The organism is Streptomyces sp. NPDC048211 (genome assembly GCF_043202315.1).
Lineage (GTDB): Bacteria > Actinomycetota > Actinomycetes > Streptomycetales > Streptomycetaceae > Streptomyces.
Genome location: NZ_JBIDAD010000030.1, coordinates 15,672 through 32,115, shown reverse-complemented (window position 1 = coordinate 32,115; position 16,444 = coordinate 15,672). Strand labels below are relative to the sequence as shown.

The 16,444-nt window shown below is 72.1% G+C and carries 14 protein-coding genes; 4 read left to right on the top strand and 10 right to left on the bottom strand.

All coding sequences use genetic code 11. The annotated features are described in order from the left end of the window. Nucleotides 1-373: 373 nt before the first annotated feature. The 4 genes from fxsA to ACGFZA_RS41385 form a co-directional block, all read right to left on the bottom strand. A complete protein-coding gene (gene fxsA / locus ACGFZA_RS41400) occupies nucleotides 374-949 on the bottom strand; it encodes an FxsA family membrane protein (RefSeq protein ID WP_393686175.1) in 576 nt (191 codons plus the stop codon). A 68-nt stretch (nucleotides 950-1,017) separates the two neighbouring features. Continuing rightward, entirely contained in the window at nucleotides 1,018-1,785 is a 768-nt protein-coding gene (locus ACGFZA_RS41395; RefSeq protein WP_385285454.1) for a polyprenol monophosphomannose synthase, read from the bottom strand. Between the two features lie 525 nt (nucleotides 1,786-2,310). Next, nucleotides 2,311-3,951 (bottom strand): amidohydrolase, encoded by a 1,641-nt coding sequence (locus ACGFZA_RS41390; protein ID WP_385285456.1) that lies wholly within the window; start codon nucleotides 3,949-3,951, stop codon nucleotides 2,311-2,313. 48 nt (nucleotides 3,952-3,999) lie between these two features. Beyond that, nucleotides 4,000-4,440: an Lrp/AsnC family transcriptional regulator gene (locus ACGFZA_RS41385; RefSeq protein ID WP_326735040.1), complete on the bottom strand. Its 441-nt coding sequence runs from the start codon at nucleotides 4,438-4,440 to the stop codon at nucleotides 4,000-4,002. 202 nt (nucleotides 4,441-4,642) lie between these two features. On the opposite strand from ACGFZA_RS41385, the gene ACGFZA_RS41380 reads away from it, so the two are divergent. Continuing rightward, nucleotides 4,643-5,044, top strand: coding sequence for a hypothetical protein (locus tag ACGFZA_RS41380; RefSeq protein WP_385285458.1), 402 nt, complete (start codon nucleotides 4,643-4,645; stop codon nucleotides 5,042-5,044). A gap of 589 nt (nucleotides 5,045-5,633) precedes the next feature. Here the strand turns inward: ACGFZA_RS41380 and ACGFZA_RS41375 are convergent. Then, nucleotides 5,634-6,806, bottom strand: coding sequence for an acyl-CoA dehydrogenase family protein (locus tag ACGFZA_RS41375; RefSeq protein WP_393686171.1), 1,173 nt, complete (start codon nucleotides 6,804-6,806; stop codon nucleotides 5,634-5,636). Nucleotides 6,807-7,190: 384 nt separating this feature from the next. On the opposite strand from ACGFZA_RS41375, the gene ACGFZA_RS41370 reads away from it, so the two are divergent. Continuing rightward, complete coding sequence (locus tag ACGFZA_RS41370; protein WP_393686169.1) at nucleotides 7,191-8,465, top strand: glycoside hydrolase family 18 protein; 1,275 nt, start codon at nucleotides 7,191-7,193, stop codon at nucleotides 8,463-8,465. Between the two features lie 88 nt (nucleotides 8,466-8,553). Here ACGFZA_RS41370 and ACGFZA_RS41365 read toward each other — a convergent pair whose 3' ends face one another. Together ACGFZA_RS41365 and ACGFZA_RS41360 are read right to left on the bottom strand one after the other, a co-directional pair. Then, nucleotides 8,554-8,706, bottom strand: a complete 153-nt coding sequence (locus tag ACGFZA_RS41365; RefSeq protein ID WP_393686167.1) for an SCO1431 family membrane protein — start codon at nucleotides 8,704-8,706, stop codon at nucleotides 8,554-8,556. 116 nt (nucleotides 8,707-8,822) lie between these two features. Then, nucleotides 8,823-10,193, bottom strand: coding sequence for a peptidase C39 family protein (locus ACGFZA_RS41360; RefSeq protein ID WP_393686165.1), 1,371 nt, complete (start codon nucleotides 10,191-10,193; stop codon nucleotides 8,823-8,825). A 181-nt stretch (nucleotides 10,194-10,374) separates the two neighbouring features. Between ACGFZA_RS41360 and ACGFZA_RS41355 the strand changes: the two genes are divergently transcribed. Beyond that, nucleotides 10,375-11,004: a uridine kinase gene (locus ACGFZA_RS41355; protein WP_385285467.1), complete on the top strand. Its 630-nt coding sequence runs from the start codon at nucleotides 10,375-10,377 to the stop codon at nucleotides 11,002-11,004. A 359-nt stretch (nucleotides 11,005-11,363) separates the two neighbouring features. Continuing rightward, complete coding sequence (locus ACGFZA_RS41350; protein ID WP_385285468.1) at nucleotides 11,364-13,280, top strand: AAA family ATPase; 1,917 nt, start codon at nucleotides 11,364-11,366, stop codon at nucleotides 13,278-13,280. Between the two features lie 52 nt (nucleotides 13,281-13,332). On the opposite strand, the gene ACGFZA_RS41345 is transcribed toward ACGFZA_RS41350, so the two are convergent. The 3 genes from ACGFZA_RS41345 to ACGFZA_RS41335 form a co-directional block, all read right to left on the bottom strand. Then, the gene (locus ACGFZA_RS41345) at nucleotides 13,333-14,430 is read right to left on the bottom strand and encodes a hemolysin family protein (protein ID WP_385285470.1); all 1,098 of its coding nucleotides are present in this window, start codon (nucleotides 14,428-14,430) and stop codon (nucleotides 13,333-13,335) included. Then, on the bottom strand, nucleotides 14,427-15,797 hold the full coding sequence (locus ACGFZA_RS41340) for a hemolysin family protein (protein ID WP_385285471.1): 1,371 nt from the start codon (nucleotides 15,795-15,797) through the stop codon (nucleotides 14,427-14,429). The genes ACGFZA_RS41345 and ACGFZA_RS41340 overlap by 4 nt, the downstream gene beginning before the upstream one ends. Nucleotides 15,798-15,981: 184 nt before the next feature. Then, entirely contained in the window at nucleotides 15,982-16,434 is a 453-nt protein-coding gene (locus tag ACGFZA_RS41335) for a PH domain-containing protein (protein ID WP_385285472.1), read from the bottom strand. Nucleotides 16,435-16,444 lie beyond the last annotated feature (10 nt).

Sequence of the window (16,444 nt, the reverse complement as noted above, 5' to 3'; positions counted from 1 at the left end):
CTACAATAAGTGCGCGGGTCCAGCGGGTGCAGTGGGTTTGGCGTGGGTCCGCGCACCCCCCCGCCCCCCGCCTCGGGGGGGCCCCCCGACAGGTGGGGGGCCCCCCCCCACGGCTCTGTGCGTGGGCCCTGGGCGGCCTGTGCAGGTGGATGCCCGGGGGCTGGTCCGGCCGTGCCCGGGCTACCGCCCGGGACCGTCGTCGGACCCGGGCCCGCCGTCAAAGGGGTCATGGATCGCCGGGCATGCCTGATTCGCCGGGGCCGGTACCGGTGCGGGGTCCCGGGCCCGATGTGCCCGGGCGGGCCGTGCGGCGGTCCCGGGCGTTGGTTCCGCCGGGCCCTACCCGGCCGGCCCGGGCCGGCCGGCCACGCGGCTACGGCGTCAACGGCGGGCGCGGGTCGTCGTCGGGGCGGGAGGGCTTCTCGCGGATCACCTCGCCCTGGACGACCTTTCCGTCCGGGCGGTGCATACGGGCCTGCTGGAAGGCGTCCGAGAGGCCGCCGGGACTCGCCGCCCTCATCCGCCGTTCCAGTGAGCGTTCCGCGGACCTGCTGAGCGCCGACCGGAACGGCGGCACCAGAAGCAGCAGTCCCGCCACGTCCGAGATCATCCCCGGAATCATGATCAGGAGCCCGGCGAGCATCAGGAAGCCGTTGCCCCGGGTGCTCGAAGGCTCGGGCGACGACCCGCCGGCACCCTGCTGCCCCGGCATCTGCTGGAGCGTCTCGGTGAGATTGCGGAAGGCGCGGCGGCCGGCCCGCTTCATCACCACGGCCCCGAGGACTACGCCGGCGGCCAGGAGCAGCAGAACGGTGAACCCGCCTGCCGCGTCCGCCACCACGATGAGCAGCCAGATCTCCAGCACCGCCCAGGCGGCGATGGCGAGAGGTACGAAGGTCCGGGCGCGCGAGCGCCTGCGGGCGGTCGGGGGCGGTGTGCCGGTCGTCATGCCCCCAGTGTGCCTGGACCGGCGTCCGAACGGGGTAAGGGGGTGAGGGAGGCCGGTCCCGCGTCGGGTCAGTTCGTCCGGCGGCCGAGCACCCGGTTCGCACGCGTGGTGACACCCCACGCCGTCACGCGCCAGAGCGCCTCGACCAGGATGTCGCGGCTCATCTTGGAGTCGCCGACCTCCCGGTCCACGAAGGTGATCGGGACCTCGACGACGTGGAAGCCGGCATCGATGGCGCGGCGGGCCAGGTCGACCTGGAAGCAGTAGCCCTGCGAGGCGACCTCGTCGAGGCCGATGCCCTGCAGCGTCTCGGTACGGAAGGCCCGGTAGCCACCGGTGACGTCCCGGGTCTGCAGTCCGAGCAGCAGCCGGGAGTAGGTGCTGCCGCCGCGGGAGATCATCTCGCGGGACTTGGGCCAGTTGACCACCCGTCCGCCCGGGACCCAGCGGGAGCCGAGCACCAGGTCCGCGCCCTTGAGCGCGGTGAGCAGGCGGGGCAGTTCCTCGGGCTGGTGGGAACCGTCGGCGTCCATCTCGACGAGGACGCCGTAGTCGTGGTCCATGCCCCACCGGAAGCCGGCGAGATAGGCGGCGCCGAGCCCTTCCTTGCCCTTGCGGTGCAGCACGTGGACCTGGCCGTCGGTCGCCGCGAGTTCGTCGGCGAGCTTGCCGGTGCCGTCCGGGCTGTTGTCGTCGGCGACCAGGATGTCCGCCTCCGGCACGGCGGCGCGCACCCGGCTGACGATCGGCTTGATGTTCTCGGCCTCGTTGTAGGTCGGAATGATCACCAATGCTCTACCGAGCGGGCCGTATCGCCTCTGACCGCCGTCGTTCACTTACTGCCCCTTAAGTCCGTACGCAGATGCACACCATATCGAGCGCGGCACCCACGCCGACCGACCCGGTCGGGCGGCGTGGGAAGCGGTGGCGGACAGAAGAGCGGAAGTACGGACAGAACTGCGGTCGGGGCCCGGCGCCCTTCGGGCCGACCTGGGACCCGCTGGCTGCGGGTCGACCTAGAGCCGTTGTCTACTGAACGTCCGGGCCCCACCCGGGTCACACCCTCCGCCGGCTGGAACCTTCCCTCGCCCCCGAGGCGCGGGCGCTGAACCTGGCTGTCAGTGATGGTGCGCCGGTGCGGCACACCACCCCATGACCCAGCGGCGTTCGACGACTGCGTGGAGGTTTAACCGGTCGGACGTCCTGTGGTGGACTCGGCCGAACCTACCGGCCGATGGGCGCATTCTGTCAATAGTTGCCTGACCTGCATCGTTTAGCGAACTTGCCTGGTCAGTCCCGAAGATCCCCAGGTCGCGGCAGAACGGGGGCGCCTTCGATCGGCGGTACGAAATGTCCGCACGTCACTCGTTCGGCCGTACGTAGACAGTTTGTCCGAAGACCACCGTGCGCAAGCAGACCGGGAGCTCGGCACCGGGGCTGAGGTCGGGCAGTCCGGGCGTTCCCGACCTGGGGTCCGTCGACCAGCGCGCCACCCGGTCGTCCGGGGCCTGGACCACCAGTTCCTCGGTACGCCAGACCGCGTAGTCGGCCGGGGCGCCGGGCACCAGGGTACCCGCGTCGTCGCGCCCGACCGCCCGCCAGCCGCCCCGGGTGTGCGCGGTGAAACCGGCCCGGACCGAGATCCGGTGCTCGGGCGTCCGGTGGAACGCGGCAGCCCGCACCGTCCCCCACGGGTCCAGCGGGGTGACCGGGCTGTCGGAACCGAACGCGAGGGGCACACCGGCCCGCAGGAGGGCCGCGTACGGGTTGAGGGTCCTCGCCCGCCCGGCGCCCAGCCTGCGGGCGTACATGCCCTCCTCACCGCCCCAGGCGGCGTCGAAGGCGGGCTGCACCGAGGCGGTGAGGCCGAGTTCGGCGAAAGCGGCCACGGTCTCCGGCGTGAGCATCTCCGCGTGTTCGACGCGGTGCCTGGCGGCCCGCACCCGGCCGAGGCCGACCTTCTCGGCCGACGCCCTGATGCCTTCGACCACGGCGGTGAGCGCCGCGTCGCCGATGGCGTGGAAGCCGGCCTGGAGCCCGGCCTCGGTGCAGGCGGCGACATGGGCGGCGATCTGTGCGGCGTCCAGATGGGCGGTGCCCGTCACCGGAGCGTCGGCGTACGGCTCGTGGAGGCAGGCGGTGTGCGAACCGAGCGACCCGTCGACGAAGAGGTCCCCCGCCGCGCCCACCGCACCGAGCTCCCGGATGCGGCGGGCGTCCTTCTCGCCGCCGACCCGCTCGGCCCAGTAACCGAAGACGCGCGGCCCCGGCTCCCCCGCGGCCAGCTTCAGCAACGCGGTGAAGTCCTCCTCGTCGGAGATGTCGGGGCCACCGCACTCGTGGACCGTGCCGATCCCGAGGGACGCCGCGTGCGCCAGCGCGGCACGCTGGGCATCGGCACGCTGCCGCGGCGAGACGGCCTCGTGGGCGGCCGCGCGCACCGCGTGGTGGGCGGCGCCCGTCAGCGGCGCGTCGGGCCGGTAGCCGGCCATGGAGGCGACCCGGGGGACGAGGTCGAGCAGCGCGGTCGTGGCGACCGCCGAGTGGACGTCGATCCGGGGCAGATAGACCGGCCGGCCGGCCGCCGCCGCGTCGAGTTCGGCGCGCGTGGGCGGGCGTTGCTCCGGCCAGCGGGTGGCGTCCCAGCCGTGGCCCAGGATCACCCGGTCGCCGGGGTGCGCCGCCACGTACGCCCGCACGAGAGCGAGCGCCTCGCCGAGGGTGCGGGCGCCCGAGAGGTCGAGGCCGGTGAGGGCCAGACCGGTCGCCGTGGTGTGGACGTGCGCGTCGGTGAACGCGGGAGTGACCAGCGCCCCGTCGAGGTCGATCACTTCGTCGACACCGCCGGCGAAGGCGTCGGCGGCCCCTTCGGAGCCCACCCAGGCGACATGGCCCCGTTCGACCACCATGGCGGTCGCGAAGGGGTCGGCGGGGCTGTGGACGTCTCCACCGCGCAGCAGCACGGTGCGGTGTTCGCTCTGGGGGGCGGTGCTCTCGGTCATGAGGACCAGTCTCCCGCCTGCCGGGGCCCGCGCCGTGCGCGGCCCCCCTCAGATCTGCGGCGGGCGCGCCTCGTAGGCCGTGGAGAGGACGACGGTGGTGCGGGTGGAGACGCCGGCGAGCGTACGGATCCGGGTGAGCAGGTGCTCCAGCTCCCGCGGGGTCGCGACCCGCACCTTGAGGATGTAGTTCTCGTCGCCCGCGACGCTGTGACAGGCCTCCAGTTCCGGGACGCCCGCGAGCCGCTCCGCGATGTCGTCCGGCGCACTCGGATCGAAGGGCTTCACCGAGATGAACGCGGTCAGCGGCAGGCCGACGGCCTCGGGGTCGACGACCGCGGCATAGCCCCGGATCACCCCGCGCTGCTCCAGCCTGCGGACGCGCTGATGAACGGCCGAGGTGGACAGGCCGGTGGCCTTGCCCAGGTCGGTGTAGCTCATCCGCCCGTCCTTGACGAGCAACTCCACGATTTGACGGTCCAGCTCCTCCATATGGATCAATCTATGGCCCCGGGCCCTCCAGGCACAGCCGTGGAGGGCGGCAAGGGGCACCTGCGGCGGGCATGTGACGAATGCCACAGGTTTACGCGCCAGTAGCCGGCCTCCTCACGGTTACCTCGAATGCCCGACGGGAAGTGCTTGCTGTGGTCGAGGCCGCGGCGCCTTGTCGGCCCACCCGAGGGGGGAATTTCCCATGCAGAGCCTGAAGCTCACCGGACGTACCGAACCGGAGCCCGTTGATCCTTTCGAGGACACCGCTCCCGACGCGTACGACACGTTCGAGATGTACCGGGTCGTCTGCCCGGACTGCGCGCAGCCCATCGCGCTCCTGGCGGACGAGGACGTGCTGCCCGAGCACGCGCTGTGCCCCACCCCGTGGAATCCGTTCGTCCTGACGGTGTGTGCCGGCACCGGCCGCGCCGCGTCGAAGGCCCGGCCTGCCGACGAGTCGGCCGACGCCCAGGAGCAGGAGACGGCCCTGCTGCTGACGCTCCCCCAGGGACTCGACTGGAGGATGCAGCCGTTCTCGCACGCCGGAGGAGCCGGTTCGCGCCCGCTCCGGGTGCCCCACCAGCTGCGTCGCGACGCCGCCTGAGAACGACGCAGCAGCAGGGGGCGACGCCCGGAAGGCGGACCGCCCGCACCGGGACGGCCACCGGGCCGTGGTGGTGCGGGCGGTCCGTGAACGGGTCGGTCAGTCCATGGCTGAACGGGGCGGGCAGTCCGTGGCCGGGTCGGTCAGTCCATGGCTGGACGGGGCGAGCAGTCCGTGACCGCTGCGGCCTGGTGCGGGCAGTCCGTGACCGCCGCGCCCGGGTGCGGCGCACCAAGAGGACACGGCGAACAGTCGCTCGAATCGGGTGAGCAGTGACCCGGCCCGGCTCCGCGCCGTTGGCCCGGTATGACCCCGCTGCACTCCATGGCCGGCCCCGGTCGCCGCCGGCTGTCCGCTCCGGCCTCCGAAGAATCGGTTCCGCAGTCCCGCACCGCGTCGGCGCCTCCGGACCCTGCCCGCCCGGCGCCCCGGTCGGCTCCGCGTTCGGCACCGCACTCCTCCGACCCGCCCATCTACCGGGCGCTGCTCCGGCACTGGGAGAGCACCAGCAGGACCCTGCCGGGCCGTCATGACCAGGAGTGGAACCGGATCATGACGACACCCGTGTGGTCGGACCGGCCGCTGCCGGTCAGCGCGTCTCAGGACCCGCGAGGTGGCGGGCGATGACCATCCGCTGGATCTGATTGGTGCCCTCGACGATCTGCAGCACCTTGGCCTCACGCATGAGCCGCTCGACGGGGAAGTCCAGGGTGTAGCCGTACCCGCCGAGGACCTGGACGGCGTCGATGGTGACCCGCATCGCCGCGTCCGTGCAGAACAGCTTGGCCATCGCCGCCTGCCGCGAGAAGGGGCTCCCCGCGTCACGCAGCCGGGCGGCCTCCAGGTAGAGCGCGCGGCCGGCCTCGATCTGCGTGGCCATGTCGGCGAGCATGAACCGCAGCCCCTGGAAATCCGCGATGGGGCGGCCGAACTGCCGGCGCCCGGTGGCATAGGCGACGGCCTCGTTCATCGCCGCCTGGGCGACGCCGATGGCACAGGCGGCGATCCCCAGCCGGCCGGAGTCGAGCGCGGACAGGGCGATCGCGAAGCCCTGCCCCTCCTCGCCGATCCGGCGGGCATCGGGGACCCGCACACCGTCGAAGTGCAGCTGGGCGGTGGGCGAACCCTTCATCCCCATCTTCTTCTCGGGGACGGCGGCGCCGAGGCCGGCGGCGTCCCCGGGGACGAGGAAGGCGGTGATGCCGCGGGGGCCGTCGACACCGGTGCGGGCCAGGACCGTGTAGAAGTCGGCGATGCCGCCGTGCGTGATCCACGCCTTGGTACCGGTGATGACCCAGTCCTCACCGTCCCGTACGGCCTTGGTGCGCAGCGAGGCGGCATCGGAGCCCGAGGCGGGCTCCGAGAGGCAGTAGGCGCCCAGCAGGCCGCCTCCGAGCATCGCCGGGAGGTGTTCGGTCTGCTGGTCCTTGGTGCCGTAGCCGGCGACCGCGTGGCAGGCGAGGGAATGGACGCTGACGCCGAGCCCGACGGTGAGCCGGGCGGAGCTGAGCTCTTCGAGTGCCTGGAGGTAGACCTCGTACGGCTGGTCCCCGCCGCCGTGGGCGGAGTCGTAGGGCAGGCCCAGGAGTCCGGACTCGGAGAGCAGGGTGAAGACGTCGCGCGGGAAACGGCCCGCGTCCTCCTCCTCTGCGGCCCGCGGCACGATCTCCCGCTGGGCGATGTCGCGGACGAGCGCGATGAGCTGCCTGGACTCGTCGGTGGGCAGACGGCGTTCCACCAATTGCGGGGCACGGTCGGACATGACGGCGCTCTCCTCCCTGTCGGGCGTTGCGGCGGTCACGCGCGCGGGGTGTGAGCGGCGCCGCCGGGGGATCTCCGGACGGGGCCCGGAAAACACTGCTGCCCAGCCGATGTTGCCCTCCCGGATTACGAGAAGCGCAGGCAGGCGGCAGTGGCGGGTTGAGTATGCCCGATCGGACGGTATCCGTCACCGGTTGACGGAACTGGCCCCGGCACAGCCGGTGGAAGTCTCGACGATCACCGGAATTGGTCCGAACCATTGACCCAACTGGTCTAGTCCATCTACGGTTCCCAGCGAACCGACTTTCCGCGTTCATGCCAAATTCGTATGTGCGCCGGTAGCCGGTCGTCCACTGGCACGTCCCCTCCCCCACGAGGAGCAACCATGACCGGACTGCATCGCCCGGGAGCCCGCATGCGGGCTGTCGCCGCTGCCGCCTGCACCGCCGCCCTGGGCGCAGCCCTGCTGGGCGTCGCGGGCACCGGGTCCGCCGGAGCGGCCCCCGCCGCCGAGCAGGACCCCGCACCCGCGGCAGCGCCGGCCGCCCCCACAGCGGCCGGCGACAAGGTGGTCGGATACTTCACCAACTGGGGTGTCTACCAGCGCAATTACCACGTCAAGAACATCGAGACCTCCGGCTCGGCCGACAAGCTCACGCACATCAACTACGCCTTCGGCAACGTCCAGGGCGGCAAGTGCACGGTCGGCGACTCCTACGCCGACTACGAGAAGGCCTATACGGCCGACCAGTCCGTCGACGGCGTCGCGGACACCTGGGACCAGGAGCTGCGCGGCAACTTCAACCAGCTGCGCAAGCTGAAGAAGCTGCACCCGGACCTCAAGGTCATCTGGTCGTTCGGCGGCTGGACCTGGTCCGGCGGCTTCGGTGAGGCGGCCAAGAACCCGGCCGCGTTCGCCGAGTCCTGCTACAACCTGGTCGAGGACCCGCGGTGGGCCGATGTCTTCGACGGCATCGACATCGACTGGGAGTACCCCAACGCCTGCGGTCTGACCTGCGACACCAGCGGCCGTGACGCCTACGGCAACCTGCTGTCGGCGCTCCGTTCCAAGTTCGGCGGCAGCAACCTGGTCACCTCGGCGATCAGCGCGGACGGCTCGGACGGCGGCAAGCTCGACGCGGTCGACTACGGCGGCGCTTCGCAGTACGTCGACTGGTACAACCCGATGACGTACGACTTCTTCGGCGCCTGGGACGCGAAGGGCCCGACGGCCCCGCACTCCCCGCTGACGTCCTACACGGGCATCCCGAAGGAGGGCTTCAACAGCGAGGCGGCCATCGGCAAACTGAAGGCCCAGGGCGTCCCCGCCTCGAAGCTGCTGCTCGGCATCGGCTTCTACGGCCGCGGCTGGACCGGCGTCACCCAGGACGCACCCGGCGGCACCGCCACCGGCGCGGCCCCCGGCACGTACGAAGCGGGCATCGAGGACTACAAGGTCCTCAAGAACAGCTGCCCCACGACCGGCACGGTCGCCGGCACGGCGTACGCCCACTGCGGCACCAACTGGTGGAGCTACGACACCCCGGCCACCATCGGCACCAAGATGGCGTACAAGAACCAGCAGGGCCTCGGCGGCACCTTCTTCTGGGAGCTCAGCGGTGACACCACCGACGGCGAGCTGATCAAGGCGATCAACTGACGTCGTCGCGGCAGGCATGACGGGGCGGGGAGCCGGGCGGGCTCCCCGCCCCGTCACGTCCGGGGACGGGGGCGGGAAGGGGTGCGGGTCACATGAGGCCGAGCTGCGTGACGAACATGGCGATGACGACGACGAGCGTCCAGCCCAGGACGTTCTCCAGCAGCTTGGAGCCGTCCTCGGGCCCGCCGGTCCGCGAACGGCGGCGGGCAGAGGTGGTGGGTGCGGCGGCAGTCGCGGTCATGGCATCTCGTTCGGTCGGCCGGCAGTCGTTGTCCCCCGAGGACCCGACCACAGTGCCAGCCCGGCAGGCCCCCGGGGTAGAGATGTGCGTCACCGCCCCGGGGGCGCCGGACCGCGTCAGCGGATGCCGACGGCCGCCAGGGCCCGGCGCTGGGCGGGTGTGGGGTGGGCGGGGAAGTACAGGTAGCAGACGCCGCCTGTGCCCGACACCACACTGCCGCTCGCGTTGTAGCGCTTGGTGCGGAGCCAGATCGTCTCCCACTCGTGCCGCAGGTAGACACGCCGCACCGCCTCGTCGCTCGGCGACGCCGGGTCGTTGGCGATCACGTCGCCGTCCTCGGTGAAGCCGATCACCGTCATCAGGTGGCCGGAGGTCCCGTAGCCCGCACCGGTCAGTTCGGTCTTGAGGAACGACTGCGACGTTATGACCGGGATACCGGCCCGGATCAGGGTCTCCAGGTCCGTCAGCGAGCCGAGCCGGGTCACCACGGCGTTCATGTCGTCGTACGTCGCCGCGTAGGCGGCGTTGAACGGCCAGTTCCCGCAGCCCTCGTACTGGTTGTCGTACGTGAAGCGCGCCGCGTGGCAGACCTGCGGGTCCGCCAGTCCCGGCTCGACCCAGGAGAGGTCCTCGGCGGAGGGCCTGCGGCCCCAGTACTCGATGATCATCTGCGAGGAGGTGGGGCTGCACCACGCCTCGCCGCCGTTGTCGTACTCGGGGTACTGCCCCACGTGCACGTTCTGCGAGTAGCGCGGCACCGGCAGCTCCCGGGCGAGGCCGGGGGCGGAGGCGGGGACGGTGAAGCGGTCGGGGACGTCCGAGGCCATCGCGCCCAGGCGCCACACCGTGGGCGTCAGCCGGGTGCCCGGCCTGCGGTACAGGGTCAGCCTCAGGCGGTAGGTCAGGAGCCGCAGGCCGCTCGCCGCGTCGTCGACCGAGAAGGTGTCGGTCCAGATGGAGCTCTTGCCGTCACTCTGGTCGTCGACGGAGGTGCGGCGGATGTCGCCGTCGCCCGCGGCCCAGCGGCCCATGACGTACCAGGGCGTCTCGGTGCCGTCCGAGTAGTCGCCCCGGAGTTCGATCTGGATCCAGGTGCCGGCGGGCGTGTCCGCGTTCCAGGAGGCGATCACCTCGGTGGCCGGGACGCCGGAGCGGTGGACCGGCGAGGTCCAGGTGGCGTAGTCCCACGCCGCGGTGGTGCCGGTGTGCGGGTCCGTGTAGTCGGTGCGCCCGAGGGGGTGCCCGATCACCAGCCCTGCCCGGCGGCCCGCCACGGCGCGGGTCCCGGCGCCGGAACCGCAGCGCCAGTCGGTGTACGTCGTCCAGAAGCGGTTGTCCACGAGAGAGGCTGCCGCCGATGGTGAGCCGGGCCGGGTGAGGGGCGGAGCCGCGGCGGACGCGGAAGCGGCGGACGACACCGCTCCGGCGCCGGCCGCTGCCGCGATCGCGGCGGTGAGCACGGTTCTGCGTGAGGTCGGACTGGGCATGGGCGAGACCCCCGGTCGTAAGCGGAATGGGGCTGCAGGTGCACGACAGAGCGCCAACTATTGCGGGTCGCGGCCCGGTTCGGCCAGCGATTCGGCCCGTGCCGACGGACCAATATGGGTCTGGACCACTGGCGTGACCTGCGACTGCTCCCCGCCGGCCACCGGCTCGTAGGCTGAAGGCATGAACGACCTCTCGCGCCTTGCCGCACGGCTGCGCACCCTGCCGCCGTCCTGCGGGCCGGTCCGGCTGATCGCCGTCGACGGCCATGCGGGATCGGGCAAGAGCACCTTCGCCGCCCGACTCGCGGCGGCGCTCGGCGACGCTCCCGTACTGCACCTGGACGATCTGGCCACCCACGAGGAACTGTTCGGCTGGACCGGAAGACTGCGGGAGCAGGTGACCGGCCCGCTGTCGCGCGGCGAGACCGCCCACTACGAGCCGTACGACTGGACCGCGCGCGGCTTCGGTCCGCCGCGCGCCCTCGCCCCGGCCCCGCTGGTGCTGATCGAAGGAGTCGGCGCGGGTCGGCGGGCCCTGCGTCCTTGCCTCACGCATTTGGTGTGGATGGACCTGCCTGCCGCGGAGTCCTGGGCTCGGGGCCGCCGGCGTGACGGACCGGCGCTGAACGCCTTCTGGGACGGCTGGACGGCCGCCGAGGCAGCCCATTTCTCGGCCGATCCCTCGCGCCCCTGGGCCGATGCCCTGGTACGCCAGTTGCCTGTGGGGTACGAGTGGCTGGAGGGAACCCCCGCCCCAACAGGAATGAATCATTCCGTCACCCATCGTGATCACCCGGCCCGGCCATACTGAGCAGTCGGAAATCGGGCCGGAAGTGCCTCAACTCTGCTTGACCCGGGGGCGGTACAGGTCTTACGTTCTCAATGTGCGGCTTTTCGGAGCCCCCGCAGACGCGAAGCCCCCGGTTGTTCCCCCGTGATCGGGGGCTTCGTTCTGTGCTCGACGCCTATTTCAGGGCTCTCCGCACCCCCTTCCGCTCACCGTGGGTCACGACCTCTCTTCGGCCTGCGGCGCCCTTAGTCGCACACTCCCTGCGCAGGTACGATGCCTCTCGGTGCGGTCAATTCCCGTCCATGGCACAGTGATTCGGCGCGCCTCGGCGGGCTGTCGTGCGACGGGACATCCTGGGGGCACGGTTGGTGGGGGACCTGATGGATATCGGCACGCAGGGCGCACAGGCCCCGGCCGACCTCGCGTGGCTGCGCGGCGTGGACGCCTACACGATGGGCGCCTATCCGCAGGCCGAGGAGGAGTTCAGAGCCGCGGTACGCCTCGACCCCGGCATGGCGGACGCCTGGCTCGGCCTCCACGCGCTGCGGGTCGACACGACGACGGCACTCCTGCACATGTACCGCCATCGCGACCGGTTCGGCGACCAGCGCGGCCGGCACCGACGCACACTCAACTCCTGGTACTGGCTGGGCTGGTGGGTCCAGCCGGTACTGGAGAGTCCGCGGGACCTGCTGCTCGCGCACGCCTCGCACTGGCTGGACGGCCGCCACGTCCCCGAGCTCGACCGGGCGCTGGCCGGTCTGCCGCCGGTCGACGCCGACCCCCAGGTCCGCTTCCTGCACGCCTGCCGCGCCTACCTCGTCAAGGACTGGGAGCAGCTCGTACGCCATACGGAGCAGCTGATCGACGATCCGCTGCTCGGCATCGAGGCCGGGCTCTTCGGCGGGATGGCGCGGGTGCGGCTGGAGATGTACGGACAGGCCGAACCTCTGCTGTCCACCGCGCTCATGCGCTGCCGCAGCGAGCAGCCGCAGCGCAAGGAACTGCGCTACTGGCTGGCCCGGGCGCACGAGGGCACGGGCCGCAGCGCGGCCGCACTGCCCCTGTACCGGGCGGTTCACCGGATCGACCCGGCCTTCATGGACACCTCGGCGCGGCTGGCCGCGATCGCGGACTACGACGGGCTGGACGGCTCCGAGGAGGTGTCCGGCCTGGCCGCGGTCTCGCTGACCGGCCTGGGCGCCGACGGTACGTTCGCGGAGGTGCAGCCGGACGGCGACTCGCTGCTGGGCACCGATCTGGTGGACAGCCGGGAACTGCGGCCGGGCGACGAGCCGGCGGATCTGCCGGGCGTCGGGGTGTCCCCTCCGCCGGGCGGGGCGCGGGAGAAGACCGCGGTCCCCGGCCAGTCCGCCCAGCAGCCCTTCCCGGCGGGGCCCAGTGATCCCGTGCTGCTCGCCGAGGCGCTCGCGGCGCTGGAGGGGATGGTCGGCCTGGAGCCGGTGAAGCGTCAGGTCAAGGCGCTGTCGGCGCAGCTGAACATGGCGCGGCTGCGGGCGGGCCAGGGGCTGCCCGTACAGCCGCCGAAGCGGCATTTCGTCTTCTCGGGGCCCTCCGGGACCGGCAAGACCACGGTGGCCAGGATTCTGGGCCGGGTGTTCTACGCGCTCGGCCTGCTGGGCGGAGACCACCTGGTCGAGGCCCAGCGGGCCGACCTCGTCGGGGAGTTCCTGGGCCAGACGGCGGTGAAGGCCAACGAGCTGATCGACTCGGCGCTGGGCGGGGTGCTCTTCGTCGACGAGGCGTACAGCCTCTCCAACACCGGGTACAGCAAGGGCGACGCGTACGGCGACGAGGCGCTGCAGGTCCTCCTCAAGCGCGCGGAGGACAACCGCGACCATCTCGTCGTCATCCTGGCCGGCTACCCGGAGGGCATGGACCGGCTGCTGTCCACCAACCCCGGGCTCTCCTCGCGCTTCACCACCCGGGTGGACTTCCCCAGCTACCGGCCGCTGGAGCTCACCGCCATCGGTCAGGTGCTGGCCGCGGAGAACGGGGACGCCTGGGACGAGGAGTCGCTGGAGGAGCTGCGGTCCATCAGCGGCCATGTCGTCGACCAGGGCTGGCTGGACGAGCTGGGCAACGGGCGCTTCCTGCGCACGCTGTACGAGAAGAGCTGCGCCTACCGCGATCTGCGGCTCTCGGGATACGCGACGGTGCCGACGCGCGACGATCTTTCGACGCTGCGGCTCCCGGATCTGATGCAGGCGTACGGCGAGGTGCTGTCGGGGCGGGGGCCGGTGGGCCGGGGCCGGCAGGAGCCGCCGGAGCTGTGAGACGGTCCCGCCCCCGGACACCGGTGGACCCGGCGGCCGAGGGCGGACCGCGCTATCCGACCAGGGCGGACAGCTCGTCCGCGCCGGTCTGCCGCTCCCCGGTGCGGCGGGGCTCCGCGACCCGGTGGGCCGGGTCCCGTACCTCGCCGACCAGCATTTCCAGTACGTCCTCCATGGCCACCAGGCCGAGGACCCGGCCCGACGCGTCGGCGACCTGGGCCAGATGCGTCGCCGCGCGGCGCATCACGGTCAGGGCGTCGTCGAGGGGCAGCTCGGCCCGTACGGTCGCCATGGGGCGCCACACGTGCTGCGGGACGGCCCGCTCACCGTCCTCCAGGTCGAGGACGTCCTTGACGTGCAGGTAGCCCATGAAGGGGCCGCCGCCCTCCGCGCAGACGGGGAAGCGCGAGTAGCCCGTCCGCACCGTGAGCTCCTCGATCCGGCGCGGGGTGACGGACGGGTCCACCGTCACCAGGGCCGCCCGGTGCAGGAGCACGTCGGTGACGGGCCTGCTGCCCAGCTCCAGGGCGTCCTCCAGCCGCTCCTGCGCCTCCGGCTCCAGGAGCCCGGCCTGTCCGGAGTCCTCGACGAGCCGGTTGAGCTGCTCGCTGGTGAAGACGGCCTCCACCTCGTCCTTGGGCTCGACGCCGAAGAGCCGGAGCACCAGCCGGGCGCAGGCGCCCAGCGCCGAGGTGACGGGCCGGCAGAGCCGGGCGAAACCGACGAGGCCGGGGCTCAGCCACAGCGAGGTCTTCTCCGGGGCCGCCATCGCCAGGTTCTTCGGGACCATCTCGCCGATGACGAGGTGGAGGAAGACGACGAGGACCAGCGCCAGCACGAAGCCGAGCGGATGGATCAGTCCTTCGGGCAGGTGCGCCGCGTGGAAGACCGGCTCCAGCAGATGGGCGACGGTCGGCTCCGCGACGGCGCCCAGCGTCAGTGAGCAGATGGTGATGCCGAACTGGGCGGCCGCCATCATCTGCGGCAGGTTCTCCAGGCCGTACAGCACCTTGCGGGCCTGGCTCGACCCGGCTGCCGCCAGGGGTTCGATCTGGCTGCGGCGCACCGAGACGAGGGCGAACTCCGCCCCGACGAAGAAGCCGTTCGCCAGGACGAGAAGTCCGGCGAAGGCCAACTGGACCAGGCTCATCGCGCCGCCTCCAGGACCCGGCGGGAGGCCCGCGGCGCGTCGGCCGGTGCGGGTGCCTCGGCCAGGCGTACGAAGCGCACCTTCTCGGCCCGGTAGTGGCCGACCTGGCGGACGGCGATCCGCCAGCCGGGCAGTTCCGCCCGGTCACCGGGGGCGGGGATCCGGCCGAGCAGGTCGGCGACCAGCCCGGCGACGGTCTCGTACGGGCCGTCGGGCACGTCGAGGCCTATCCGGCGCAGGGTCAGTACCCGGCAGCTCCCTTCGGCGTCCCAGGCGGGGTGCCCGTCCTCGGGGGCGGCGGCGGCCAGCTCGGGGCGGTCGGCGCCTTCGGCGTCGTGCTCGTCCCGCACCTCGCCGACGAGCTCCTCGATGATGTCCTCCAGGGTGACGACGCCTGCGGTGCCGCCGTATTCGTCGACCACGACGGCGATCGGCTGCTCGTTGCGCAGCCGCTGGAGCAGCTGCTCCACGGGCAGGGACTCGGGCACCAGCAGCGGCGGCACGGCGATCCGGCCGGCCGGGGTCCGCAGGCGGTCCTGGGCGGGCACGGCCAGTGCGTCCTTGAGGTGGATCATCCCGACGACCTCGTCGATGCGTTCCCGGTAGACGGGAAAGCGGGAGAGGCCCGTGGCACGGGTGAGGTTGAGGACGTCCTGTGCGGTCGCGGAGGACTGGAGGGCGCTGACCTTCACCCGCGGGGTCATCACGTGCTGGGCGGTGAGCCCGGCGAGCGAGAGGGTCCGCACGAAGAGGTCCGCGGTGTCCTGTTCGAGGGTGCCGGCCTCGGCCGAGTGCCGCGCGAGGGAGACCAGCTCCCCCGGCGTACGGGCGGACGCCAGCTCCTCGGTCGGCTCGACGCCCAGCAGCCGCACCAGACGGTTGGCGGCGGTGTTCAGCAGGCCGATCACCGGGCGGAAGACCCGGGTGAAGCCCTGCTGGGGTCCGGCGACGAACCGGGCGACCTGGAGCGGTTTGGAGACCGCCCAGTTCTTCGGTACGAGTTCGCCGATGACCATCTGGACGGCGGCCGCGAGCAGCATGCCGATGACCACGCTGATGCCGGGGACGGCACCGTCGGGCAGACCGGTCAGGGACAGTGGGCCTTCCAGCAGCTGGGCGAGAGCCGGCTCGGCGAGCATGCCGACCACCAGTGAGGTGATGGTGATGCCGAGCTGGGTGCCGGAGAGCTGGAAGGAGAGTTCGCGCAGGGCGTCGACGACGGTTCGGGCCCGCCGGTCGCCCTCGGCGGCGGCGCGCTCGGCGTCCGCCCGTTCCACGGTGACGAGCCCGAACTCGGCTGCCACGAAGAACCCGTTGGCGAGGATGAGGAGGAATGCCGCGCTGAGAAGCAGCAGGGGGGTGGTCATGCCGCCGCCTCCACGGAGGGGGCGGCGCAGGTACTACCGGACGATCCGTCCATTGCTGGAGGGAGTCACTCCTTGGGTCGCAGGAAAGCCCCGCGGGCCTCAGGGGCCTCTGGTGCGGGGCGGGGCGCACAGGGCGCCGCCACCCTCCAGAGTAATCAACAAGAGGCCCTGCGGGGCAGGGGGCTCAGCCGTTGTCCTTGCCGGTGCCGCGGTTCTCGGCGAGGGCGCGCAGCGTTCTGGCGTCCCGGATGGCCTGTTCCTTGGCGATTCCGGGCTGGATGCCGAGGGCGGGCATGCTGGTCCCGTCGCTGAGGTCGAGGAAGACCCACGGGTCGCCGGCGCGCAGGTTGACGCGGACGATCTCCGCCCAGGACAGCCGCCGGGTACGCGTGAGGTTGACCACGGTCACCCCGCTGTCGTCCGCCACGATCCTGGGACGGCTGAGCAGCGCCAGGACGCCGAAGAAGAGCAGTGCGGTGAAGACGAAGCTGGCCCGCTCTCCCCCGCTGAGCTGCTCCAGGGTGAAGGCGACGACGGTGATGACGGCGAACATCACCGCCCCGACGCTCAGCAGGACCACCCGGGTGCGGGTGGGCCGGAAGGTGACCGGAAGGGCGGGGAGTGCGGGGGCAGGCATGGTCTTCTTC